This window comes from Thalassotalea euphylliae (assembly GCF_003390335.1).
GTDB classification, from domain to species: domain Bacteria; phylum Pseudomonadota; class Gammaproteobacteria; order Enterobacterales; family Alteromonadaceae; genus Thalassotalea_F; species Thalassotalea_F euphylliae_B.
Genome location: NZ_QUOU01000001.1, coordinates 714,055 through 735,861, shown reverse-complemented (window position 1 = coordinate 735,861; position 21,807 = coordinate 714,055). Strand labels below are relative to the sequence as shown.

Sequence of the window (21,807 nt, the reverse complement as noted above, 5' to 3'; positions counted from 1 at the left end):
TATTGTCTTTGCTTGTTACTTGTATACAACAAACAAAGTGCTGCTGTGTTAACTATAGCGTGAATTGCTCGCCCAGGTATACATCTCGGACTTGTTGATTCGACAAAATTTGTTCTGAATCACCTTCTGCGATTAATTCACCGTGACTCACAATATACGCATGCTCACATACATCGAGTGTTTCACGCACGTTGTGGTCAGTGATCAAAACCCCAATACCACGTTGCTTCAAATGCAAAATAATCTTTTTAATGTCGCCAACCGAAATTGGGTCAACCCCAGCAAACGGCTCATCCAACAAGATAAACAGCGGATCAGCGGCAAGCGCGCGAGCGATTTCAACACGACGGCGTTCACCGCCCGATAAACTCATGCCCGTATTATCTCTAATATGGCCGATATTGAATTCTTCAATCAGTAATTCGAGTTTTTCTTCCCGTTCAACGTCTGACAAATCTTTGCGGGTTTGCAAAATCGCCATAATATTTTGGTAAACCGTAAGCTTGCGAAAAATAGAAGCTTCTTGTGGCAAGTAGCCAATACCGCGGCGCGCACGCTCGTGCATAGGCAACAAGGTAAGCTCATCACTGCCTAAGGTAATTTCGCCACTGTCATTTGGCACTAACCCCACAATCATGTAAAACGAAGTCGTTTTACCCGCGCCATTGGGGCCAAGCAAACCGACGATTTGCCCGGTACTGACCGACAAACTGACATTTTTAACGACCTGACGACCTTTATAAGCTTTGGCTAAACCCGATGCCGTTAAGGTTACTTCTTTTGTCATCAATTATTTTCACTTTTTACTTTGGGTTTGAGGATAGTCGTTACTGACTGATTATTACCACCTTCCGCTGCTAATTGCTCAGTCAGGGTGTTGTAAACAATCTTTTCACCACTCACTTCACTTCCTGCTTGGGTCATTAGCGCATTGCCAGAAATGGTAATGGTGTAAATGAGTGGCTCGTATCTGATTTCATTGGCTTGCAGGCGAATCTTACTACCATCTTCAAGCAGCTGCTCGAAAGTTGCCGGTTGGCCTTTAGCCACATAGGTTCGTACGTCTTGATCTTTTTGGCTATATACCTGCACCAAATCGGCATTAATCTTGAGCGAGCCTTGAGTGATAACCACGTTGTCTAAGTAACTGGCGATCTTATTTTTCAAGTCACCTGCTTGGCGACCAGCAGAAATGTGGATTTCTTGGTCAAGATCAATTTTGGCGGCCAGCACAGACGTGCTCAATGTCGCAGCAAGCGCTAGACTAGCTAGCAGCTTTTTTATAAATAGTTTGTACATGCTCGGTTAGTGTCATTTGTTTGGTGTTTAAATCTATAATCAGCCCAGAGCCATACATAGTAAAGTCTTTTCCTTGGATCAATATGGTTTGATCTGAGCTAATAATGTTCGTGTTTAAGTCAAGTTCAAGATACTTACAGTGTATCTCTTGAATTAAACTGTCTGGCTCGGTTGCCGTCAATGTGACGCGATTTTTTAATACTACGCGATTATTGTTGTAGAGCGTGCCTTCCAACGCTGCTAACTGCCATGGCGCAGAGTCATCTTTTGGATATAGCGTGTAATTGGGTTGCTCAAAGTAAGTAAATGCCAACTCTGCATAATGTTCCATGCGCTCTGCGATCACGTGGTGAGAGAGCTGGCCAGTATCGCTATAAATGTCGCTGTTTAATGCCTCAGCGATAAAGTCAGGGACCAACTCAGCTTCAACAACGTCTGGGTCTTGTTGATTTGCTTGTCGCCACTGCACCACGCCATAAGCCATTAGGCTAAATGCAAAGGCGATCAGTGCCAAGCCGTACAGTCGGTTCATACACTCGCGCCTTTGGCACTCGATAAAGTGTTTTGGCTGAGCATAATCAAATCACACAATTCACGAACGGCGCCAAATCCACCTAAGGTGTAAGTGCAATAGTCAGCTTTGGCCAGTACTGCCGGATGCGCATCTTTAACAGCCACGCCCAAAGCGGCATACTCGATACAGGGTAAATCAGCCATGTCATCGCCAATATACGCCACTTGCTCAGCAGATATCGACAGCTCACTCATTAATGCCTGCATTTCAGGCAGTTTATCTTCTTTGCCTTGAATAATATGGCTAATGTTGAGCGCCTTCATACGGTCGTTGACGATACGCGAATTTCTCCCCGTAATAATGGCAACGGTCACACCTGAGGCAATTAACGCTTTCACGCCATAGCCATCTTTGGTGTGAAAAGCTTTTAGTTCTTCCCCTTGATTGCCAAGATAAATTCGCCCATCGGAAAACACGCCATCAACATCGCAAACTAACAACTTAATGTCACTGGCGCTATTCATTACGCGCTCAGCAACAGGGCCGTAAAAGGTAGTCACTTGCTCGCCTGTTGTTTGTGTTTCGTTCGTCAATGCCATTACAGCACTCCAGATTTTAACAGATCTTGTAAGTTAAGGGCGCCCACTGGCTGATTGTGCTCATCGACAACAATCAAACCATTAATTTTTTTCTCTTCCATGACATTCAGCGCCTCAGCCGCAAGCAGCTCCGCTTGCGCGGTCGTTGGTGTTTGAGTCATCACAGAGACAATGTTATCGCTGTGGATATCAACCTTGCCTTCGAGAATTCGGCGTAAATCACCGTCGGTAAAAATACCAGCAAGTTTGCCATCAGCGGCGCACACCGCCGTCATCCCTAAGCCCTTTTCACTCATTTCCACGAGCGCGTCTTTGATCAAGGCGTCAGTCGACACCACCGGCAGGCGATCACCCGTGTGCATGATATCACTCAATCGCAGTAGCAAGCGTTTACCTAAGCTACCGCCTGGGTGTGATAATGCAAAATCATCGGCAGTAAATCCTCTCGCATTGAGTAGTGCCACGGCAATGGCATCTCCCATGACTAAAGTAGCGGTAGTGCTTGATGTTGGCGCTAAGCCAAGTGGACACGCTTCTTGCTCCACTTTTACGCAAACGTGATGTTCAGCCAGCGTTGCCAGCGTTGATTGCGGGTTGCCCGTCATGGCAATCAAGGGGGTGCCAATGCGTTTGATCACCGGAATGATCGCCAGCAATTCCCCCGTTTCACCGGAATTTGAAATCGCTAAGACAACATCTTTTTCGCTGATCATCCCTAAATCACCATGGCTTGCTTCGCCTGGGTGAACAAAAAAAGCAGGGGTTCCGGTACTGGCCAAGGTGGCAGCTATCTTACCGCCAATATGACCCGACTTCCCCATACCAACCACAACCACCTTGCCGCAGCAATCGAACATGGCTTGGCATGCATTCGCAAAACCTTGGTCTAGGTATTGTTTTAGACCCTGTACCGCGGCTAACTCAGTTTCTAGTACCTTGTTGCCGAGGGAGATAAAATTTTCAGAATTCATCGCAATAAAAAACCTGCTGTCGCCATTGCCGATTAGCCAACTTGGCTAAACAAAATCACTTGGTACAAAATAAAGGCAAAAAACAGTGTTGCCCCTTTGAGCCGAGTAATGCGAAACGCACCTTTTTGTCGGCTAAAGCAAAGGAAAAACAACAATAACGTGATGCCCAGCATATAGGGCGCATCACGGCTTGCCGCCTCAGCGTCTATCGCCCCTGGGGCAATAATGCCCGGCAGCGATAACACCGCCAAAATATTAAAAATATTAGAGCCAATGATATTACCTAGTGCCAAATCGTCTTCTTTTTTAATCAAGCTCATCATGCTGGCAGCAAGCTCTGGCAAGCTAGTGCCGATAGCGATAATGGTTAGTCCTATCACCAAATCACTGACCCCGAAGGCTTTGGCAATAAAGGCCGCAGAATCAACCAAATAACTAGCACTTAACGGCAGTAAAATCATACCCGCAGCTAACCACAGAAACGCCATTTTGTTGCTGGTGGCTTCGGGTACTTCCGCTTCAGCTTCAACAATCATAGGATCATCGACTGGGTTAGCCTTCGCTCTGCGCAGCGTGATCACCAGTAAAGTAGCGATATAAACAAAAAAACCAACCATTAAGATACTGCCTTCAACCAAGCTAAGCTCCAAGTTGAATAGCATCAAAAAGGCAACAAATGTGATGCCCAGTGTGATTGGCAACTCGCGCTTGATTGTCGAAGAAGACACTTGCAGAGGCTTGAGCAGTGCGGTTAAGCCAAGTACTAAAGCGATATTCGTAATGTTAGAGCCAATGGCATTCCCAATAGCGGTATTTGCTTTGTCGTCGAGCGACGCGGTTGCTGCAACCATCATTTCTGGCGCTGACGATCCCATCGCGACAATCGTTAAGCCGATAATCATTGGCGATACACCAAAATTTCGGGCAACCGACGAGGCACCATAAACAAATTTATCTGCGCTCCACACAAGGACAATAAGCGAGATAACTAATATCAATACTTGCAATAACATTTACTACTCCTGATCTATGGGTAAATTGTCGCTGTTAAGCAAATAAAAAAAAAGAGGAAAATGAATTTACCCCGCAATTCGACCATGAATTGCTGCTTTTTTACGCAAACAGAGTCAACTGCAGAAGAAAGAGCCTCAAACCGCACGCAAACACTTAGCGTAAGCCTTTCCCATAAAGAGCTAATTGGAAACACTTATACACATTTATTCTGTAAAAATTTGTCAAATACAGATGAACAATGTTAGCTGCTAGGGTAACATTCGCCACTTATATTCCTGTTAAATTGGTGTAAAGACCGTTAATGCCCGAGACCTTGGTTGAAATTAAAAACGTCACTTTTAAGCGTGACGAAAGGACGATTTACGACAACATCAGTTTGTCTATCCCAAAAGGAAAAGTAACTGCAATTATGGGGCCTAGTGGTATAGGAAAAACCACATTATTGCGTTTGATTGGTGGCCAGCTTAAACCTGAAAGTGGGCAAATCCTGTTCGACAACCACAATATTCCAACGTTGGGGCGAAATGCCCTGTACGATGTGCGCAAGCGGATGAGCATGTTGTTCCAAAGTGGCGCATTGTTCAGTGAGATGTCGGTATTCGACAATATTGCTTTTCCGATTCGCGAGCACACTAAGCTACCAGAGCACATCATTGAAAAAATGGTGCTCATGAAGCTTCAGGCAGTTGGCTTGCGCGGTGCTCGTCACTTAAAGCCTAGTGAATTATCTGGCGGGATGGCGCGGCGCGCGGCGTTAGCGCGTGCAATTGCCCTTGATCCTGAGTTGATCATGTATGACGAGCCATTTGCTGGCCAAGACCCTATTTCAATGGGGGTCATTGTCCGTCTTATTAAAGCGTTAAACGACGCGGCTGGTTTAACCTCAATCGTGGTTTCGCACGATGTACCAGAAGTGATGAGTATCGCAGATTATATTTACATTATCGCCGAGCAAAAAATTATCGGTCACGGAACACCAGAGCAAATTCACCAGCAGTCTTCGCCGCTGGTTAAACAGTTCGTGCAAGGGGAGTCAGATGGGCCTGTGCCGTTTCATTTTAATGCACCGCCGATGTCTGCTGAAATATTGCGAGGCCAAGGTTAAATTATGCAAGCTATTTCTAAATTAGGACGCAGCACCATAGCCATGATTGCTGGCCTAGGCAAAGCCGTGATGATGCTGTTCTCTGCTATTGTTCAAGTGCCAAACCCGCGCAAGGGTTTTCCGCTGCTAGTGAACCAGCTCCATGCGGTTGGCGTTTTATCGCTTATCATTATCGTCGTATCAGGCACTTTTATCGGCATGGTACTGGCGTTGCAAGGCTACACCATTTTGGTGGGTTATGGCGCAGAAGCGAGTTTAGGGCCGATGGTGGCACTATCGCTGTTACGTGAATTAGGCCCAGTCGTTGCGGCTTTGTTATTTGCTGGCCGCGCTGGCTCAGCGCTGACGGCAGAAATTGGCTTGATGAAAGCAACCGAACAGTTATCTAGCATGGAGATGATGGCTGTCGACCCGCTACGCCGCGTGATTGCACCGCGTTTTTGGGCTGGCTTTATCAGTCTGCCACTGCTCGCTGGCATATTTTCGATGGTCGGTATTTTAGGAGCGCATTTAGTCGGTGTTGATTGGCTAGGTGTTGATGGCGGTACGTTCTGGTCAGTAATGCAGGCGCAAGTTGATTTTGAAAAAGATGTGCTTAACGGCATTATCAAAAGCTTAGTGTTCGCGTTTGTGGTGACTTGGATCGCGGTCTACAAGGGCTACGCTTGTGAGCCAACTTCCGAAGGTATTAGCCGGGCAACAACGGCCACGGTAGTGCAATCATCACTACTTGTTTTAGGTTTAGATTTTATTTTAACGGCACTGATGTTCGCTCGTTAATCATTTGAAAGTATTTGTAATAGTTAGGTGAAAGACATGACGTCTAAAAAATTAGAATTAACCGTTGGTTTCTTTGTGGCACTTGGCTTAGCTGCCCTGCTAGCACTTGCCCTTAAAGTTGCTGATTCCGGCATTTCAGGCAATGGCCAAACCTACGAGTTATATGCAAAGTTTGACAATATTGGCGGCTTGAAAGTGCGCTCGCCAATAAAAATCGGTGGCGTTGTTATTGGCCGCGTCAGCAATATTGCACTGGATGACGAAGACTTTACCCCGATTGTCACACTTGAGATTTTCTCCGAGTACCAAGGCTTCTCAGAAGCGACCTCAGTGTCGATTTTGACTGCAGGTTTACTTGGCGAGCAATATTTGGGCTTAGATCCCGGCTTTGTTGATGAGTCTGTCGACACTTTAGTACCGGGTGACTTTATCGAAGACACCAAACCAGCACTTGTGTTAGAAGAGTTAATTGGTCAATTTTTATTTAGTCAGGGGAGCGACGATTAAATGAGAAACATCATCCAAGCTATACAAACAATGCCAAAGGCGCTGCTATTTACCGCGCTACTATTTACTGCCAACGCACATGCGGATATCAGTAAAACAGATCCTTACGCCATGATTCAGCAAGTGGCTGACATCACCTTCAAGCGTGTTAAAGACGAACAGGCAGCCATTCGCAGCAACCCGAATTTATTAAAAAAGGTCGTGCGCGAAGAACTCCTACCATACGTTGATTACCGCTATGCTGCTTACAAGGTGATCGGCAAGAATTTAAAGAAAACCACTGAGCAAGAACGCAAAGCATTTGTTCCTGTGTTCAGAGACTATCTAGTCACTTCGTATGCACAAGTATTTACCCTATACAACGATCAAACGGTTGAGTTTGAAGCCGGTCGAAAACTCGATAAACAGAAAATAGTTGCGGTTAAAACGCGTGTATTACAACCGGGCGGTGAGCCCATTGATATTTCATTCAAAGTGCGTAAAAACCGCAAAAAGAATGAATGGAAAGCGTTTGATATGATCGCTGAAGGCATCAGCCTGCTCGACAGTAAACAAGCAGAGTTAAGCAGTATTATTCGCCAAAAAGGCTTACCGCACGTTACCGAAATGTTGAAGGAAAAAGCTGAGCGTGATGTAGTCTTCAAACAAGGCGAGCCGTAATAAAAATGCTGACTATAGAGATCAAGGATCAGGTTGCCCAGCTCAACGGGCAACTGACCAGTGCGGCAGTCGCCGCACTGAAAAATAAAGCCCATCGCAACATTGTAAAAAGCAAGCACATGGTTGTTAGCCTAAAGCACATCAATGATGTTGATACCGCGGGCCTTGCTTGGCTTTTGTTTTTAGTTGAACAAGCCAAGCGCCACAATTGCCAGTTATCGTTTGCAGACTTACCTCAAGATTTATTAAAATTGGCACAACTTAGCGATGTTGATCAGTTATTATCATCGCCCAGCCAATAAATCAGTAGGAGAGGCTTTTGGAAATTTCAGAAATCGAACAACTTATTAACGACGCTATCGAACTTGATGAGTTGCACGTCGCATTTGACGGCTCTCAGTGCAAGGTCATCGCTGTTGCAGAAGTTTTCGCCGAACTAAGTCGCGTTAAAAAACAGCAAGCTATTGCAAAACCGCTAGCTGTTGCCATTAACGATGGCCGTATTCATGCCCTGACCGTTAAAACTTTCACGCCTGAGCAGTGGAAGAAAGACAAAATGTTTAACCTGCCACTCTAGGCACCAGCAAAACCAGATTTGACGAATCTGGCAAAAGTAAGCCTGATAGCAATAAGCCTAGAATCAATAAACGTATACTCAATAACTCATTAGCACAGAATAGAAATAGCACCTTGGATTCATTTAAAATAAACGGCGGTAACCGATTACACGGCGAAGTTACCATTTCTGGCGCAAAGAACGCTGCCCTGCCGATTTTGATGGCGGCGATCTTAACCGACCAAAAAGTTCAAATCAGCAATGTACCTCGCCTAAACGACATTAATACCACCATTAAGCTACTCGAGCAGCTCGGTGCCAAAGTTAGCTGGCAAGCAGCAAATACGCTTGAAATTACCGCAGGTTCAATTGATCAGCACGTTGCTTCATACGAGCTGGTCAAAACGATGCGTGCTTCTATTTTGGTGCTTGGCCCACTATTAGCTAAATTTGGTCATGCTGAAGTCTCACTGCCCGGCGGTTGTGCCATTGGCGCTCGTCCTGTTGATTTGCATATCCAAGGCTTAAAACAAATGGGCGCGACAATCGACGTTGAGCAAGGTTATATCAAAGCAAAAATCGATGGCCGCTTGCAAGGTGCCACCATTTTTATGGATACCGTCAGTGTCACAGGCACTGAAAACCTGATGATGGCCGCTGCGCTTGCAGAAGGCACAACGATTATTGAAAACGCTGCTCGCGAGCCAGAAATTGTTGATTTAGCAGAATTCCTCAATGCCATGGGCGCAAAAGTTGCTGGTGCCGGTACAGATACACTCACCATTGAAGGCGTTACCAGTTTAGCTAGCACTGAACACAGTGTGATGGCTGACCGTATTGAAACAGGCACTTTCTTAGTCGCCGCAGCGGTTACGCAAGGGCATATCAAGTGTTTAAATGCCGAGCCTAAAGCTTTAGATGCGGTCATTAGCAAGCTACAAGAAGCTGGCGCTCAAGTGACGACAGGCGATGACTGGATTGAGTTGGAAATGACAACTCGGCCGACCGCAGTCAATGTGAAAACTGCACCTCACCCAGCCTTCCCAACTGACATGCAGGCTCAGTTTGTCACGCTAAATGTGCTTGCTCAAGGCTCGGCTCATGTGACCGAAACCATTTTTGAAAACCGCTTTATGCACGTACCTGAATTGCAGCGCATGGGGGCAAATATCGCATTGGAAGGCAATACTGCCATTACCACAGGCGTTGAACAGCTCAACGGTGCGCAAGTTATGGCGACAGACCTTCGCGCATCGGCAAGTTTGGTTATCGCGGGCTTGGTCGCCACGAGCGAAACACAGGTTGATCGCATTTACCACATTGACCGTGGATATCAGCACATTGAAGACAAGCTGCAAGCATTAGGTGCCGACATCACCCGCGTTAAGACCTCGTAGCAAGTAAGTTCACGTATGTTTGAGGCCAGCTTTTGCTGGCCTTTTTCATGCCTTGCTCACGAACAACTGACGTACAGACTTAACGCACATTAACGAAAATTGAGGCAAAAAACTCAGGTAAGTATCTAGGGCATAGTTTTAATAAAACTGTGATAAGCATTTTGCCCCTTCACTAGCCAACCTGGCACAGACTCTCCCGTGCCAGCAAGTTGAATATGCGGGTGATGACGAATCACTCTCGCCAACATTTGCTCTTGATCTTGTTCGATATCGACAAACAACACATGCTTACCGCGCTTGAGTACTTCTTGGAAGCGTTCGAAGTGAACGTTATTACGCTGAATACCAATAAAGCCACCTTCCCAAGTACAGAAGCCCAACACCACCACAGCCAGTAATACAAATGGTAGCCAACCAGCAGCGGAATTTGTCCACCCCATGTAATAGGCGATGATCAGTGTCAGTGCTGCACCTATAACACCGACAATCGCACCGATTTCTGTCGAATGTACCACGTCTTTTTTCAATACCGATTCGACTTCTGGCAGGTCGTGTTGGACAAGTGCAGCATCGTCATTACTTAACACGTGGATTTGCGGCTCTGTAACACCTTGTTCGGCGAGTTCATTGCGCAGGCTTTTTAACTCAGAAAGTTTTTCACTAATAAAGTAGTGTCTAAGCATAGTGGTTTCCTCAGCTTATCTGTTGCCAAGTTAGCCTAACTTAGACCACCGTATGTGATTGCTGGCAGTAATTTACATACGCGAAGTACATCTAGGACATGGGAAGAATACGACAATTATTAACCCGATAGATCAATTAACATCTAGATCAAGCAATCTCTTACACGAAAGTATAGCAGCTTACCCTTACTACAAACTCAAGCTGCTATTGGCGGGATAATGTTTACGGATTAAGCTGTGAGTCGATTAACGCCAGCGCTTCATCTAATATCGTGCTCACACAGTCGCGTGCTAATTCGGGATTGCGCGATTTAATGGTGTTAAAAATATCGGCGTGCTTTTGCACATCAGCCCCTGGCACACCTTTAATCCGGTTGGTATAGCGAATACTGACGCGCAGCGCTGTACCAATAAAGTCGGTCAGCTGAGCGATAAAACGGTTGCCACTGGCAAGCAAAATAGCGGTGTGAAAAGCGATATCAGCATCAAGTGGATCATCAAGCCCTTTATCGGCATCCGCCATACGGTTCAACGCTTTTTCTATTTCACCAATTTGTTCATCCGTGGCATTTAGCGAGGCCAGTGCCGCAGCTTCTGGCTCAATTGCCGCACGCACTTGGGTAAATTCTTTGAGTAAAGTAAGTGATGGTTTGCTGTTTAAGATCCAACTTAATACATCAGTATCAAACATATTCCAGGTGCTTTCCGGCAATACTAAAATGCCTTGTTTGGGGCGCGATGAAATCAGCCCTTTTGCCGATAGCATTTTAACCGCTTCACGAGTCGCACTGCGGCTCACATCGTATTGCAAACAGAGCTCTGCCTCTGAAGGTAAACCTGAGCCTACGGGATAGTCGCCTTTGACTATCGACATACCAAGGTTATGCGTTAGTTGGTGCGTTAAATTGTGTTTTGGGCTACTTCTCATCACTTTCTCTTACGTGCTAGGCTTTGTCGTTAGTTTTCTCACTAGTTTCTATCGTTAAGCGAGCGACTATTTTGTTCGAACCGATTTACTATTATTCCAACTAGAAATTATTCAACTAGAACCTATTCAACTAAAAATTATCCAACCAAAAAGTTTTTATAATCTGCGTTTTTATACCAGCAGGGTATATACTACTGTGTTTGATGTATACCCGATAGCCAGTCAGTTACTCTTTTTTAACAAATAAAACCCAAGGCAGTCACTCAATTTTTTGCATTTTCATATAATTAATATAATAGTATATAACATATTATTTGATGAACAATGATACAACACGTCACAGATATTGGCACTCGACAGTCACACCAAGCCGACATTGGCACTGCCAAGAAAAATTCGATAAAGTATCAATAGTGCTTATTTATTAGGAAGTTACATTGTCAACCACAACCCAATACCTGAGCCTTAAAAACAAACGTGTGTTCATTACTGGCGGTGCATCTGGCATCGGTGCCGCAATGGTTCGCGCCTTTGTCGAGCAAGGTGCATATGTCGCTTTTATTGATATCGACCAAACGGCGGGAGAGCAACTAGTTAATAAGCTACACGATTTCACCGCTCAACTTTGCTTTCAAGTCGTTGATGTAACCAAGCACAATGAGCTGGTTGAGGCCATTAGCAATGCCACTGAGAGGCTGGGCGGTATGGATATCTTAATTAACAATGTGGCCAACGATATGCGCCATCGCCCACAAGATGTCAGCCCGCAAGATTGGCAGTCTTGTATGCAAATAAACTTAGATGCAGCGTTTTATGCCTCACAAGCGGTTTTTGCACCGATGCGAAAGCAAAAAAGCGGTGTAATTATTAATTTTAGTTCGATCAATGCCCTTATCGGCCCGAAAAATATGGTTGGCTATACCACAGCGAAAGCCGGCCTTATCGGTATGACTAAGTCACTCGCCAAAGATTACGGCCGTTACAACATTCGCGTTAATGCCATCTTACCCGGTTGGATTGCCACCGATAAACAACTCGCTTCCTATTTGAGCGAACACCAAGAAAAGCAATGGATGGCGGCAATGGCAATTAAAAAGCGCATTGAGCCAAGCGAAGTCGCTAAATTGGCGATGTTTTTATCCTCGGATGACAGTGCCATGATCACTGGCCAGTCAATCACTATTGACGGTGGACGAACGTAGAATGACTGAGGCGAGTACTCGTTACATGGAAAACGCCGACCTTATCGCCATTGATTGGGGAACAAGCCATTTGCGTGCTTTTCTTTGCCAGCTTGCCTCGGACAACTCGCTAACCTTACTCGCAACCAGTTACGCACGAGGTGTGACGAAAGTGACACAAGGTTTTGAGCAAGAGTTGTTTGACTGCATCGCCCCCTGGCTTGACCATTACAAACAATTGCCCATTATCATGGCTGGACAAATTGGCTCAAGTATCGGCTGGCAAGAAACGACTTACCTTCCCTGCCCCATTTCGCCGCAAAAAGTCGCTGATTCTTGTTTACATTTTGCTTGCCAAACGCAGCAACTGGCTATTATTCCCGGCTTACATTGCAGCCATGAAAACAACCATCGCGATGTGATGCGCGGCGAAGAATTACAAGTGCTCGGCTGGTTGGCACAAAATCATAATCACCTGCACGGCCAACACCTTATCTGTTTGCCCGGTACACATACAAAGTGGGTTTTGGTTGAGTCTGGTCAAGTAAAGCTTTTTAAAACCGCGATGACAGGTGAATTGTACGACTTGCTGTGTCACCACAGTGTGTTAATTCAAGACTCGCAAGGAGAGTTTTGTCCTGAGGCATTCGCCTCTGGCGCACAATACACGTTAGCGAGTGCACTCGGCAGCTTTATTCACGGCTTGTTTAGCGCCCGCAGTAAACAGTTATTTAATGAACTGGCACCTGAGCACGCCACCGCTTACTTGTCCGGTATGCTGATCGGCAGTGATGTGCGTGCGGCAATTAATGCAACGGAGTGGTCTTTTCAGGAGCTCGATTCGGTCAGCATTATTGGCAGTAACACTCTGAGCCAACGTTTCGCCGAAGTCTTAACGATGCAATCAATTACGACGACACGTTACGATGTTGAAACGATCACACTTGCCGGTTTTTCTTCGGTTTATCAACAATTACATCATGCTGACAAGCTTTAGAGCCAATTCGCTGTGCATACAGTTAACACTTGATACTAAATCTAACGTATTAAACATAGCTATTTAACTAAGCTACTTACATAAGCTAAAGCACAAAGGTGACTCCAGTGAACTCTTGGCTACCAGACAATCAAATCATCGCGATTTTACGAGGCTTACCTCCCGAAGATGCCGCGAACGTTGGCAAGGCACTATACCAAAGCGGTACTCGCGTGATGGAAGTGCCATTAAATCGTCCACAAGCGCTATCATGCATCACCATATTACGGGAAAACTTACCTAGTGACTGCATAGTGGGCGCTGGGACTGTGATTAACATCACACAGGTTGAGCAAGTTAAAAACGCAGGGGGACAGCTGATCGTATCGCCCAATTGCGATAGCGATTTAATTGATTACACCTTGGAGTTGGGGCTAATTAGCTTACCCGGCATTGCAACCGCCAGCGAGGCTTTCCAAGCCTATCACGCTGGGGCAACCACATTGAAAGTCTTCCCAGCCGCAAGCTATGGTACAGATCACATCAAAGCACTCACGAGTGTATTACCACCAGAATGCGCGCTCATTGCCGTGGGCGGCGTATCAATTGAAAATCGTCATCAGTGGCTATCTGCTGGGGCTCGCGCGGTTGGCATTGGTAGCCACTTGTATCAACAAGGTGATAACCTGTCGCAAATTCAGCAAAAAATCAAAGGGCTGGTGTGAAATTACTCACTACGTTAGCAGTGCACAATCAACTCGGTGAAGGCGTACTTTGGCACCCTAGTCAAACATCACTTTGGTGGACCGATATTCAGCGCGCAACCTTGTATCACTATCAGTTGGCTGATAAGAGTGTTGTTACCTACCCAATGCCAGAGCGAGTCGCCTGCTTTGCGTTTACCCAGCACCCAGATCAACTACTGATCGCCTTTGCTTCTGGTCTCGCCCTTTATCACTTATCAAGTGCCAAAATTAACTGGCTTGCCAAGCTCGAATACGCCAACCGAGGACACCGTCTCAACGATGGACGACTTGATCGACACGGCCGCTTTTGGGTCGGCGCCATGGTGGAAGATACTGCGCTAAGCCCAGCGCCAGCTGCGCTGTATCAGTTAACTTCAAATACACTCCAAGTGCGCAAATCAGGCATTCGCATCTCTAACTCTCTTTGTTTTAGCCCAGACGGCAACACCCTTTACCACGCCGACTCACCAACAGGGGTCATTTATCAATATCCGCTTAGCGGTAATGATTCACAGGCGCTAAGTGACCAACTATCCCATCAGACTACTTTCGCAACAACTCAGGCCGGCATTGCCCCGGATGGCGCTTGTATCGATAAGCACGGCAACCTCTGGTCTGCCCAATGGGGCGGCAGCCGAGTTGTTCAATACAATCCTTGTGGCAAGGTATTGCAAATACTAACTTTGCCTGTATCACAGCCCACTTGTGTTGCCATTGGTGGGCCAAATCGCGATTTACTGGCCATCACCAGCGCCCGCGACGAGCTATCTTCGCAGCAGTTATTATCGCAACCAGAAGCGGGCAATGTGTTTATTTATCAGCTGAATGAAAGCATAGGGATAGATGAACGGTTTGCTGACCTTAATGACTTAACACTAGGCGTTAGCCAAGATCGTAACCGATACGATAACTTAGCTAAGACACCCGCTGATAAAGTCTGATAAAGCGCCGCTTACTCATTCCAATCTAAGCATTATTACTCAGCTAATTATGCGCTTAAAGACCTGATTGAGAATTCTCCATCTAGCGGTTTTAAACGTGTGAAAATAAAGATAGTATATATAATACAAATAAAGCGTCTATCTACGGAAACTAGCCTCTACACTGCTCGTTTCACCACGAATAAATAGCAATAACAAGCTGATATACAAGCAAATTCGACGCACTTAATGCTAACCAGCTGGCATTTTTTGGCAACGCCAGCGCTATGGTGGTATCAAAAGCATTAAGGTCGTGAGTCTGCAAGTGTCATAACAGGTGAAAATAAGGCGACAGGTGTAGAACTGATAGTGATGAACTCAGCATTACCAGCTGTTGATCACGCCAAGGGTTAGTTAAGTGTCAATGAGGAATCAGGAATGTCAGCACAAGCCATACAGGTATTGGTGTTTTTCGGAATCACTGCGTTAATTGCCTTTGCCACCTATTTAAAATGTGCAGGCCATGCGCGCTCTAGCGACTCCAATAAAGAGTACTTTCTCGCCAGCGGTGGGCTTTCTTGGATGTTTGTCGCTGGTTCAATCACCTTAACTAACCTAAGTACCGATCAGCTCATTGGCATGAACGGCAATCAAATGGCGTTGCTTGCTTGGTGGGAGTTTGCCGCAGTTATTGGCTTAATTATTCTCGCTAAAGTCTTTTTGCCGGTTTATTACAAAAATAACTGTACGACGACAACAGAACTGCTGGAAAAGCGCTATGGCGATAAAAATATACGGGCGGTCATCGCTGCCCTTTTCTTACTAGGCAACGTATTTATCTTCTTACCCGCGGTACTTTACAGTGGCTCGTTATTTATGAAATCGCTGTTCGGTACAGAGTTAAGCCTTATGTTCTTGGCGGTTTGTTTTGCTTTAGTCGGCGCTTGTTATGCGGTATTTGGTGGTTTGCGCGCGGTTGCCGTATCAGACACCTATAGTGGTATTTTGCTGCTCGGTATGGGGATGTTGATTGTTTATCTCGCCGTTGCCGCGATTGATTTTGATTTCACTGGCATTCCGAAAGAGCGCTTAACCATGATTGGCGGTGATGACTCACCATTGCCCTGGCACGTGTTGCTCACCGGGATGATTTTTATTCAAGCCTTCTACTGGGGTACCAACCAAACCATTACCCAGCGCGCGATGGCGGCGCCTAATCTAAAAGAAGCACAAAAAGGTGTCTTCTCAGCGGCGCTTATTCGTTTACTCATTGTGCCACCTATGATTGTGATCCCAGGTATTGTTTCCTACAAGCTTTACGGCGACATTGGTGATGCCGCCTACGGCACCATCGCCGCTGACGTGCTGCCAGTTTGGTTGTCGGGCGTATTTGCCGCGGCAATTGCCGCCGCAGTGCTGACGACCTTCAATAGTATTCTGAACTCGTCTGCGGCACTTTACTGCTGTGATATTCACGAAGCCTATGTCAATAAAGACGCTAATGTTGGCAAATTAAATGCGATAATTACGGTGATATTCGTTAGTATTGCACTCGCTTTAGTGCCCGTTTACGCAACCCAAGAGAGTATTATCAACATAGTACAAGAGCTTTACGGTTTATTGAGTATGCCAATTCTTTCCACCTTTATTGTTGGCCTGTTGTTTAAAGATGTTGATGCTCGCGCGGCGATTATCGCCGTGATCTTCGGCACTTTGTTATACGCGTTTTTTGTCTTTGTTTGGGCGCCGTTCCACTACATTCACATGATGTGTATTACACTGTTTGCCTGTGTTGGTATGGCGCTCGCCATCAACCGTTTAGTGTTTGGCAACAAGCTTGCGTTTGCGCGCCAACAAACGGCTTAGTGATTTGCATAACTAAGTGCTGAGCTAAGCGCCGAGCAGATGGTCAAGTGGTTTATTCAAGCCACTTGACCACAAATCCCCCTCTACTTTTCTCTTCAACGCCCAATAGTTCACTTTAGCACCTGATGCTTTATGCTTGTTGCTAAGTACTTGTTGCTAAGTACTTAGGGCTTAGCTACTTGGTATGCAATAAATTGAGGGCTCTGCAGACAGTTTATACCGTTTGGCATCAAACACTTGTTCGAAGCCACTTAAAACGCGTCTTGCAGGTTAATTTGGTGACAATAGCGCGTCGCGTGCCATGCTTTTTTTGCACAAGACAATTAACCAAGACTCACATTGCATGGTTAGGCACTGTTATTTGCATTTAGCCGACGAGTTTACTGGATCAATCGGCTCTGGTGCGGGCTCTTGGGTCATGTGCTCGCGGTGAGCGGTAGTTGTTGCTCGGCCACAAATATCACTAACCACGCCATTGATAATCAAATATTGCGCGGCGTAATAAGTCACCATGACAGCGGCAGTTCCCCACGGCTGCGAGGTGTGGAATGTCGTTGTCGCTAAAACTGCATCCGAGACGACAAAACTTGATACGCCAAGCTTAGCTTTAAGCCCATAATGACTGTGCCACGCAGCTACAGCCATGACCGTAATTGCCGTTAAATACACGATAACCGGTAGCAATAACTCGCCCGTAGCTGGCAGTAAATAAAAAGCCATAACAGCTGCAAAGACAATAATACCTGCAGCGACCAGTTTTGCGGCGCGGGCGGGTTTATTTGTGCGGTTTTGCAAAAAAATAACGGCGTACAAGCATTGTGCTACTAAAAACGCAGCTAGCCCCATCACAAAACTTTGCTGCAATGGCAAAGCTAACAACACATCACCAGTACCTGAAGCAATGATGGCAACGAGTAATAAACGCTTAGTCGAACTTGGTCGATATGGCTTTTGCGCAGGAGCTTCTAACCTTGCCGTTAAAACCATAATGAGTAAGCAAACAATAGGTGAGACTTTTAATAAAAATTGCCCGGTATAAGGTGCGATAACTAACGAGCAGAGATAGCTAGTCGCAAAGATAAAAAACAACACTGATAGCAGTATTTGGCGACCATGTTTTATTTGCGCTCTTTTTTTAGTTTGTATCGATTCTGCTACTTGTTGCATTACCGCTCCCAAAAGGTTTATACGACTGCTGCTTGCACGTTATTATCTTCATTCTGTTTAAAAGTCACGGTAACACAGTAGCTTAAATCAACAAATGTTTATTAATTGTTCACGTGAAGAGGTGTAACGTTATGCCCGCGCGACACTCAAGCACGCGTTTATTGCCAAGTATTCTTGAGGCCAACTAACACAATCACCGCAAACAGCGCGCAGCTATCTACTATCAACTTACTCATCAAGGGATATCAATAAACCGCCGACTTTTAGACAAACAAACTTAGGTTTACGATGACTGATAATATCAGCAAAACTTTCCGGCAATGCCGGCGGGAGGTGTGGGGTTTTGCGAGCAACCACAGAGAGCGCCAAACGGCAAAGTGGTTACCTTTAAAGATTTATATGGCACCGTTGGGATTTAATTGAGCCTGCCACTTAGTAAACACTAGATAAAAAGGAGCTACAGTCTCTAGCTCCTTTTAAGCTATTCCTCGAGCTATACTATACGGAATAACTATTTTGTCAGTTGGCAAGAGCTTAACACTAGCCTCTTGGAACACATAAGTAGCATAGTAACTATAAAAAACTTACTTGAAGTAGAACAACTATACCGCTATAAATTTCGTTTGTTTTGATACTGCATATGTCATTTTGAGTACCTAAATGATGAATCAAATGGGTATTGTGATCTTTATTTACCATTGACAGGATTAACATTGACGCCAGCAATTGGCTCACCCAGTTTGATATGACCATGAATTAAGCGATTTAGTTGAGTCATTGACGAAAGCATCGCAAAAATAGGGGCGAAATAGCCTTGCGACAGCAACGACTGCTGTTCTTCTATTGAAAGCTCATTTAACGCTTTTTCATTCAAGTTCCACAAGCCTTTTAGCGTACTTTTTTGACCATCGGCCATGGTAATTTCTAATTCTGCTTGCTGAATAAGCCCCAGCTCGTCCAGTGCTTGAACAAACTTACCTGTTGCCAACTGACCGTTGTAATACTGCTCTAATTGATGATTATAGTGCTGAAAAAAAGGCGTAGCCTTATCTCCCTCAAACAACACCTCTCCCTGATCATCACTCACGAGTTTAGAGTCAAGATCTACAAAAGGAATAACACTTTTATCATTTTCGGGATCAAGGCCTAGGGCAAAAGGCCTTAGGCTTGCAGACAATGGCACATATGCCAACTGATGTTGGCCATTTTCTTCGACAAGTACATTAGTATCCATCACAAATGACGTTACTGCCGCAATAAAGGTATTTCCAGTTTCGCTATTTTTAATAAAAAATAATGGAAAACTGGACGCTGCTTGTTGAGCTTCTGTGACCGTGATCTCGAGTTGGTGCTGTTTCGCAACGAACTCCCAATCAACGACAGGCTTCACTTTCAAGTTCTGATGCTGTTCCGGTTTTAATGGTTGAAAATCTGACATAAATTTATCTTTTATTAGTAATAATTATTTGGTTTCAAGGTCACCTGTTAGCTTACCGAGTTAACGCTGTGTGTAAAGCTTAATAATCAGTCGCTACATACAAAAATAGCCTGATAAATCAGGCTATTTTCAATTTGCGTTTGTGGTAAACATCTAAACTTGAGGTGCTTAAACTTTGGTTAGTTTAAAGATAAGCGAGTTTTGAGGGAATAGCACTGGCATTTGCATACCGTGCTCCATAAGTAATTCACCGCTAAATGTTTGTCCTAACGCTTGGTCTAAAATTGACTCGGAATACTCTTTAAAGTCTTCACGTTGCGATGGCCAAACGAGATCAAGCTTATATTTGCTCTGCGCATCAAGCCCTTTGAACAGAAATTGGTTAGGCATATAGCGCAGTGGTTCAATCACGCTGTTATACGAAAATAGCGCCTCTGATTTATCGGCATTAACAATACCAAATTCCACCGAGTTGCCATCAGTATCTAGGCGCACTAATTGGCCTTGGTGGATCAATTCGCGATGGGCTTTGTGCAGTGCGATTGCCGCTTTTAAACTCGTGCGTTCTTGCTCGGTTAATTCGCGCGGATCCATTTCAATTCCCATATGCCCAAACATGGCAACAGCGGCGCGCATTTCAATATTGGCGCGGCGCCCCGTGATATGACAATCACGCGGGCCAACATGTGCGCCCATGACATTTGACGGGAAGAAATAAGAGCAGCCCTTTTGAATTTCTAGGCGGTCTAAGGCATCGTTGGAATCAGACGTCCAAACGCGATCGGTGTGCGCCAAAATACCGTAATCAACACGCCCACCACCGGAACAGCAGCTTTCAAACTCAACATTGGGGTGTTTCGCGCGAAGCTTATCAATTAAGGCGTAAAGCGCTAGCATTTGTTGATGGATAGCAGGCTTGCCCAAGCCATTGCCCGGCTGGTTAACGTCGCGGTTCATATCCCACTTGATATAGCTAATATCAGGGTATTCCAGCAAAATATCGTCGATACATTTGAATAAGTAATCACATACCGCAGGGTTGGTAAGATCCAATACGTATTGATTTCTAAAGCCAATTTGCGGGTTGCCGCGTGTCTGTAAAACCCAATCCGGATGATTGCGATACAAGTCGCTGTCTGGGTTAATCATCTCTGGCTCAAACCAAATACCGAACGCCATGCCCGTTGCCAGCACTTGCTCAATCAACGGCTGTAAACCCTCTGGGTAGATTTCCTTATCAACAAACCAGTCACCAAGCCCTGCATAATCACCACGGCGGCCGTTAAACCAACCATCGTCAAGGACAAAACGTTCAGCGCCTATGTCTGCCGCTTGTTTAGCCAGTTCCACTAATGTGTCGGTATCGTGATCAAAATAAATCCCTTCCCAGGTGTTGTAGTGCACTGGGCGTGGCTTGTTGAGCACTTTATCGCTGAGTAACTGCTCGCGCACAAAGGTGTGAAAGCTGTTCGACATGGTGTTAAAGCCCGTGTCGGAGTAACAGACATAAAGTTTCGGCGATTGATACGATTCACCTGGCGCAAGTGTTAACTCACTTGGCAATAGCAACTCACCCATTTGTACAAAACCACGACCATCAGCCAATAACTCGCTCATCACCTTGTGATTGCCGCTCCAACCCAAGTGGAAACCAATACAATCCCCTTGATGCTCAGCGGTTGTTGTTTTGTGCATGATCAAACCGGGGAAGCTGTCGTGAGAGGTTTTGCCTTTGCGATTTTCTCGTACAAAGCTGCCAAGAAAACGTTTAATGTGTTGACGGCGAAACTCGTTTGACCAACGACCTTCAAACGCCATGATATCAGTGTAACTGGCAGCGACTTGGAAAGTCGGCGCAGCACACCAGTTCACCGCTAATTCGCTATCGCTGTTATTAAAGAGTGAAGTAGCACACTCAACCACATCCGTTTTCGGACAGATACGCAGTTCGTGTAACAAGGATAAATGACGCACCTCGTCGGTGGTGGTAATCGCCACTTGATGCTCATTTAACTGCTCAACTGCGCTGATGTCGCCACCAAACGACCAAGCATCGTCATTGTTTCCAATTTCAAGGCCAACATGACCGGTAAAGCCACTGCCGTAAGTCGGTGTTAGCGCAATAGGAGGCTCGTTAACCACGGCACACTTGGCTTCTTGACGAGTTGCCAGCATCTCAATCATCTGACCCGACGATTGCGCCGACAGCTTTTTCCCGTAATAACTAATGCGCGGGGTGCGTTCACTTACATTAATAATAAGGCTACTGCGTTGCCCTGCTAAATGAATATGCGTAGGTTTGTTGTTCATATCAATGCTCTTTCACTGCCAACTGGCTAAGCCTGTTTACAGACTCAACCACTGGTGAATTTTGGAGTACTTGCTTGACACTTGGCAATAGCAAGTAACCACTAACCAAGATAATACTATTAGAGAAATTTCATCAATTAATCTAATGGATACAAATGGATCAAGGATGGCTTACTTTACCGAAAAAACC

At 45.5% G+C, this 21,807-nt stretch carries 23 protein-coding genes; 12 read left to right on the top strand and 11 right to left on the bottom strand.

The annotated features are described in order from the left end of the window. Positions 1-52: 52 nt before the first annotated feature. From lptB to DXX93_RS03170, 6 genes are read right to left on the bottom strand one after another with little or no spacing between them, the layout of a single operon-like run. Positions 53-787 carry an LPS export ABC transporter ATP-binding protein gene (gene lptB, locus DXX93_RS03195; RefSeq protein ID WP_116006785.1) on the bottom strand — a complete coding sequence of 245 codons (735 nt, stop codon included), beginning with the start codon at positions 785-787 and terminating at the stop codon, positions 53-55. Then, positions 787-1,299 (bottom strand): lipopolysaccharide transport periplasmic protein LptA, encoded by a 513-nt coding sequence (gene lptA, locus DXX93_RS03190; RefSeq protein ID WP_116006784.1) that lies wholly within the window; start codon positions 1,297-1,299, stop codon positions 787-789. Before lptA ends, lptB begins: the two co-directional genes overlap by 1 nt. After that, positions 1,265-1,831 carry an LPS export ABC transporter periplasmic protein LptC gene (lptC, locus tag DXX93_RS03185; RefSeq protein WP_116006783.1) on the bottom strand — a complete coding sequence of 189 codons (567 nt, stop codon included), beginning with the start codon at positions 1,829-1,831 and terminating at the stop codon, positions 1,265-1,267. Before lptC ends, lptA begins: the two co-directional genes overlap by 35 nt. Next, entirely contained in the window at positions 1,828-2,412 is a 585-nt protein-coding gene (kdsC, locus tag DXX93_RS03180; protein WP_116006782.1) for a 3-deoxy-manno-octulosonate-8-phosphatase KdsC, read from the bottom strand. Before kdsC ends, lptC begins: the two co-directional genes overlap by 4 nt. Next, complete coding sequence (locus DXX93_RS03175) at positions 2,412-3,383, bottom strand: KpsF/GutQ family sugar-phosphate isomerase (RefSeq protein ID WP_116006781.1); 972 nt, start codon at positions 3,381-3,383, stop codon at positions 2,412-2,414. Before DXX93_RS03175 ends, kdsC begins: the two co-directional genes overlap by 1 nt. A gap of 32 nt (positions 3,384-3,415) precedes the next feature. After that, the gene (locus DXX93_RS03170; protein ID WP_116006780.1) at positions 3,416-4,396 is read right to left on the bottom strand and encodes a calcium/sodium antiporter; all 981 of its coding nucleotides are present in this window, start codon (positions 4,394-4,396) and stop codon (positions 3,416-3,418) included. A 302-nt stretch (positions 4,397-4,698) separates the two neighbouring features. Between DXX93_RS03170 and DXX93_RS03165 the strand changes: the two genes are divergently transcribed. The 7 genes from DXX93_RS03165 to murA all read left to right on the top strand — a co-directional run bounded on the left by DXX93_RS03165 (position 4,699) and on the right by murA (position 9,402). After that, positions 4,699-5,502 carry an ATP-binding cassette domain-containing protein gene (locus DXX93_RS03165; protein WP_116006779.1) on the top strand — a complete coding sequence of 268 codons (804 nt, stop codon included), beginning with the start codon at positions 4,699-4,701 and terminating at the stop codon, positions 5,500-5,502. A 3-nt stretch (positions 5,503-5,505) separates the two neighbouring features. Continuing rightward, positions 5,506-6,282, top strand: coding sequence for a lipid asymmetry maintenance ABC transporter permease subunit MlaE (gene mlaE / locus DXX93_RS03160; RefSeq protein WP_116006778.1), 777 nt, complete (start codon positions 5,506-5,508; stop codon positions 6,280-6,282). Between the two features lie 36 nt (positions 6,283-6,318). Further along, positions 6,319-6,789, top strand: a complete 471-nt coding sequence (gene mlaD, locus DXX93_RS03155) for an outer membrane lipid asymmetry maintenance protein MlaD (protein ID WP_116006777.1) — start codon at positions 6,319-6,321, stop codon at positions 6,787-6,789. Beyond that, positions 6,790-7,449 carry an MlaC/ttg2D family ABC transporter substrate-binding protein gene (locus DXX93_RS03150; RefSeq protein ID WP_116006776.1) on the top strand — a complete coding sequence of 220 codons (660 nt, stop codon included), beginning with the start codon at positions 6,790-6,792 and terminating at the stop codon, positions 7,447-7,449. Positions 7,450-7,454: 5 nt separating this feature from the next. Beyond that, positions 7,455-7,751: an STAS domain-containing protein gene (locus tag DXX93_RS03145; RefSeq protein WP_116006775.1), complete on the top strand. Its 297-nt coding sequence runs from the start codon at positions 7,455-7,457 to the stop codon at positions 7,749-7,751. A gap of 17 nt (positions 7,752-7,768) precedes the next feature. Beyond that, positions 7,769-8,026 carry a BolA family protein gene (locus tag DXX93_RS03140; protein ID WP_116006774.1) on the top strand — a complete coding sequence of 86 codons (258 nt, stop codon included), beginning with the start codon at positions 7,769-7,771 and terminating at the stop codon, positions 8,024-8,026. 113 nt (positions 8,027-8,139) lie between these two features. Continuing rightward, positions 8,140-9,402, top strand: coding sequence for a UDP-N-acetylglucosamine 1-carboxyvinyltransferase (gene murA / locus DXX93_RS03135; protein ID WP_116006773.1), 1,263 nt, complete (start codon positions 8,140-8,142; stop codon positions 9,400-9,402). A 125-nt stretch (positions 9,403-9,527) separates the two neighbouring features. Here the strand turns inward: murA and DXX93_RS03130 are convergent, their stop codons facing one another. Next, the gene (locus tag DXX93_RS03130; protein WP_116006772.1) at positions 9,528-10,085 is read right to left on the bottom strand and encodes an NAD/FAD-utilizing enzyme; all 558 of its coding nucleotides are present in this window, start codon (positions 10,083-10,085) and stop codon (positions 9,528-9,530) included. A gap of 223 nt (positions 10,086-10,308) precedes the next feature. Next, positions 10,309-11,013 (bottom strand): FadR/GntR family transcriptional regulator, encoded by a 705-nt coding sequence (locus DXX93_RS03125; protein WP_116006771.1) that lies wholly within the window; start codon positions 11,011-11,013, stop codon positions 10,309-10,311. 437 nt (positions 11,014-11,450) lie between these two features. Between DXX93_RS03125 and DXX93_RS03120 the strand changes: the two genes are divergently transcribed. The 5 genes from DXX93_RS03120 to DXX93_RS03100 all read left to right on the top strand — a co-directional run bounded on the left by DXX93_RS03120 (position 11,451) and on the right by DXX93_RS03100 (position 16,702). Continuing rightward, complete coding sequence (locus DXX93_RS03120) at positions 11,451-12,215, top strand: SDR family NAD(P)-dependent oxidoreductase (protein WP_116006770.1); 765 nt, start codon at positions 11,451-11,453, stop codon at positions 12,213-12,215. Position 12,216: 1 nt separating this feature from the next. After that, positions 12,217-13,191: a 2-dehydro-3-deoxygalactonokinase gene (locus tag DXX93_RS03115; protein WP_258872574.1), complete on the top strand. Its 975-nt coding sequence runs from the start codon at positions 12,217-12,219 to the stop codon at positions 13,189-13,191. A 107-nt stretch (positions 13,192-13,298) separates the two neighbouring features. Beyond that, a complete protein-coding gene (locus tag DXX93_RS03110) occupies positions 13,299-13,895 on the top strand; it encodes a 2-dehydro-3-deoxy-6-phosphogalactonate aldolase (RefSeq protein ID WP_220347550.1) in 597 nt (198 codons plus the stop codon). Continuing rightward, on the top strand, positions 13,892-14,857 hold the full coding sequence (locus DXX93_RS03105; protein WP_116006767.1) for an SMP-30/gluconolactonase/LRE family protein: 966 nt from the start codon (positions 13,892-13,894) through the stop codon (positions 14,855-14,857). The genes DXX93_RS03110 and DXX93_RS03105 overlap by 4 nt, the downstream gene beginning before the upstream one ends. A gap of 417 nt (positions 14,858-15,274) precedes the next feature. Continuing rightward, positions 15,275-16,702: an SLC5 family protein gene (locus tag DXX93_RS03100; RefSeq protein ID WP_116006766.1), complete on the top strand. Its 1,428-nt coding sequence runs from the start codon at positions 15,275-15,277 to the stop codon at positions 16,700-16,702. 357 nt (positions 16,703-17,059) lie between these two features. Here the strand turns inward: DXX93_RS03100 and DXX93_RS03095 are convergent, their stop codons facing one another. From DXX93_RS03095 to DXX93_RS03085, 3 genes are all read right to left on the bottom strand, one after another. After that, positions 17,060-17,869, bottom strand: a complete 810-nt coding sequence (locus tag DXX93_RS03095; RefSeq protein WP_116006765.1) for a lysoplasmalogenase — start codon at positions 17,867-17,869, stop codon at positions 17,060-17,062. A gap of 688 nt (positions 17,870-18,557) precedes the next feature. After that, positions 18,558-19,307: a SapC family protein gene (locus tag DXX93_RS03090; RefSeq protein ID WP_116006764.1), complete on the bottom strand. Its 750-nt coding sequence runs from the start codon at positions 19,305-19,307 to the stop codon at positions 18,558-18,560. Positions 19,308-19,475: 168 nt separating this feature from the next. Beyond that, complete coding sequence (locus DXX93_RS03085; RefSeq protein WP_116006763.1) at positions 19,476-21,617, bottom strand: alpha-galactosidase; 2,142 nt, start codon at positions 21,615-21,617, stop codon at positions 19,476-19,478. Between the last annotated feature and the right edge of the window lie 190 nt (positions 21,618-21,807).

Bases quoted from the DNA above. Each gene is read 5' to 3' on its own strand.
- lptB (WP_116006785.1), bottom strand. From the start codon at position 787: ATGACAAAAGAAGTAACCTTAACGGCATCGGGTTTAGCCAAAGCTTAT.
- lptA (WP_116006784.1), bottom strand. From the start codon at position 1,299: ATGTACAAACTATTTATAAAAAAGCTGCTAGCTAGTCTAGCGCTTGCT.
- lptC (WP_116006783.1), bottom strand. From the start codon at position 1,831: ATGAACCGACTGTACGGCTTGGCACTGATCGCCTTTGCATTTAGCCTA.
- kdsC (WP_116006782.1), bottom strand. From the start codon at position 2,412: ATGGCATTGACGAACGAAACACAAACAACAGGCGAGCAAGTGACTACC.
- DXX93_RS03175 (WP_116006781.1), bottom strand. From the start codon at position 3,383: ATGAATTCTGAAAATTTTATCTCCCTCGGCAACAAGGTACTAGAAACT.
- DXX93_RS03170 (WP_116006780.1), bottom strand. From the start codon at position 4,396: ATGTTATTGCAAGTATTGATATTAGTTATCTCGCTTATTGTCCTTGTG.
- DXX93_RS03165 (WP_116006779.1), top strand. From the start codon at position 4,699: ATGCCCGAGACCTTGGTTGAAATTAAAAACGTCACTTTTAAGCGTGAC.
- mlaE (WP_116006778.1), top strand. From the start codon at position 5,506: ATGCAAGCTATTTCTAAATTAGGACGCAGCACCATAGCCATGATTGCT.
- mlaD (WP_116006777.1), top strand. From the start codon at position 6,319: ATGACGTCTAAAAAATTAGAATTAACCGTTGGTTTCTTTGTGGCACTT.
- DXX93_RS03150 (WP_116006776.1), top strand. From the start codon at position 6,790: ATGAGAAACATCATCCAAGCTATACAAACAATGCCAAAGGCGCTGCTA.
- DXX93_RS03145 (WP_116006775.1), top strand. From the start codon at position 7,455: ATGCTGACTATAGAGATCAAGGATCAGGTTGCCCAGCTCAACGGGCAA.
- DXX93_RS03130 (WP_116006772.1), bottom strand. From the start codon at position 10,085: ATGCTTAGACACTACTTTATTAGTGAAAAACTTTCTGAGTTAAAAAGC.
- DXX93_RS03125 (WP_116006771.1), bottom strand. From the start codon at position 11,013: ATGAGAAGTAGCCCAAAACACAATTTAACGCACCAACTAACGCATAAC.
- DXX93_RS03115 (WP_258872574.1), top strand. From the start codon at position 12,217: ATGACTGAGGCGAGTACTCGTTACATGGAAAACGCCGACCTTATCGCC.
- DXX93_RS03100 (WP_116006766.1), top strand. From the start codon at position 15,275: ATGTCAGCACAAGCCATACAGGTATTGGTGTTTTTCGGAATCACTGCG.
- DXX93_RS03095 (WP_116006765.1), bottom strand. From the start codon at position 17,869: ATGCAACAAGTAGCAGAATCGATACAAACTAAAAAAAGAGCGCAAATA.
- DXX93_RS03090 (WP_116006764.1), bottom strand. From the start codon at position 19,307: ATGTCAGATTTTCAACCATTAAAACCGGAACAGCATCAGAACTTGAAA.
- DXX93_RS03085 (WP_116006763.1), bottom strand. From the start codon at position 21,617: ATGAACAACAAACCTACGCATATTCATTTAGCAGGGCAACGCAGTAGC.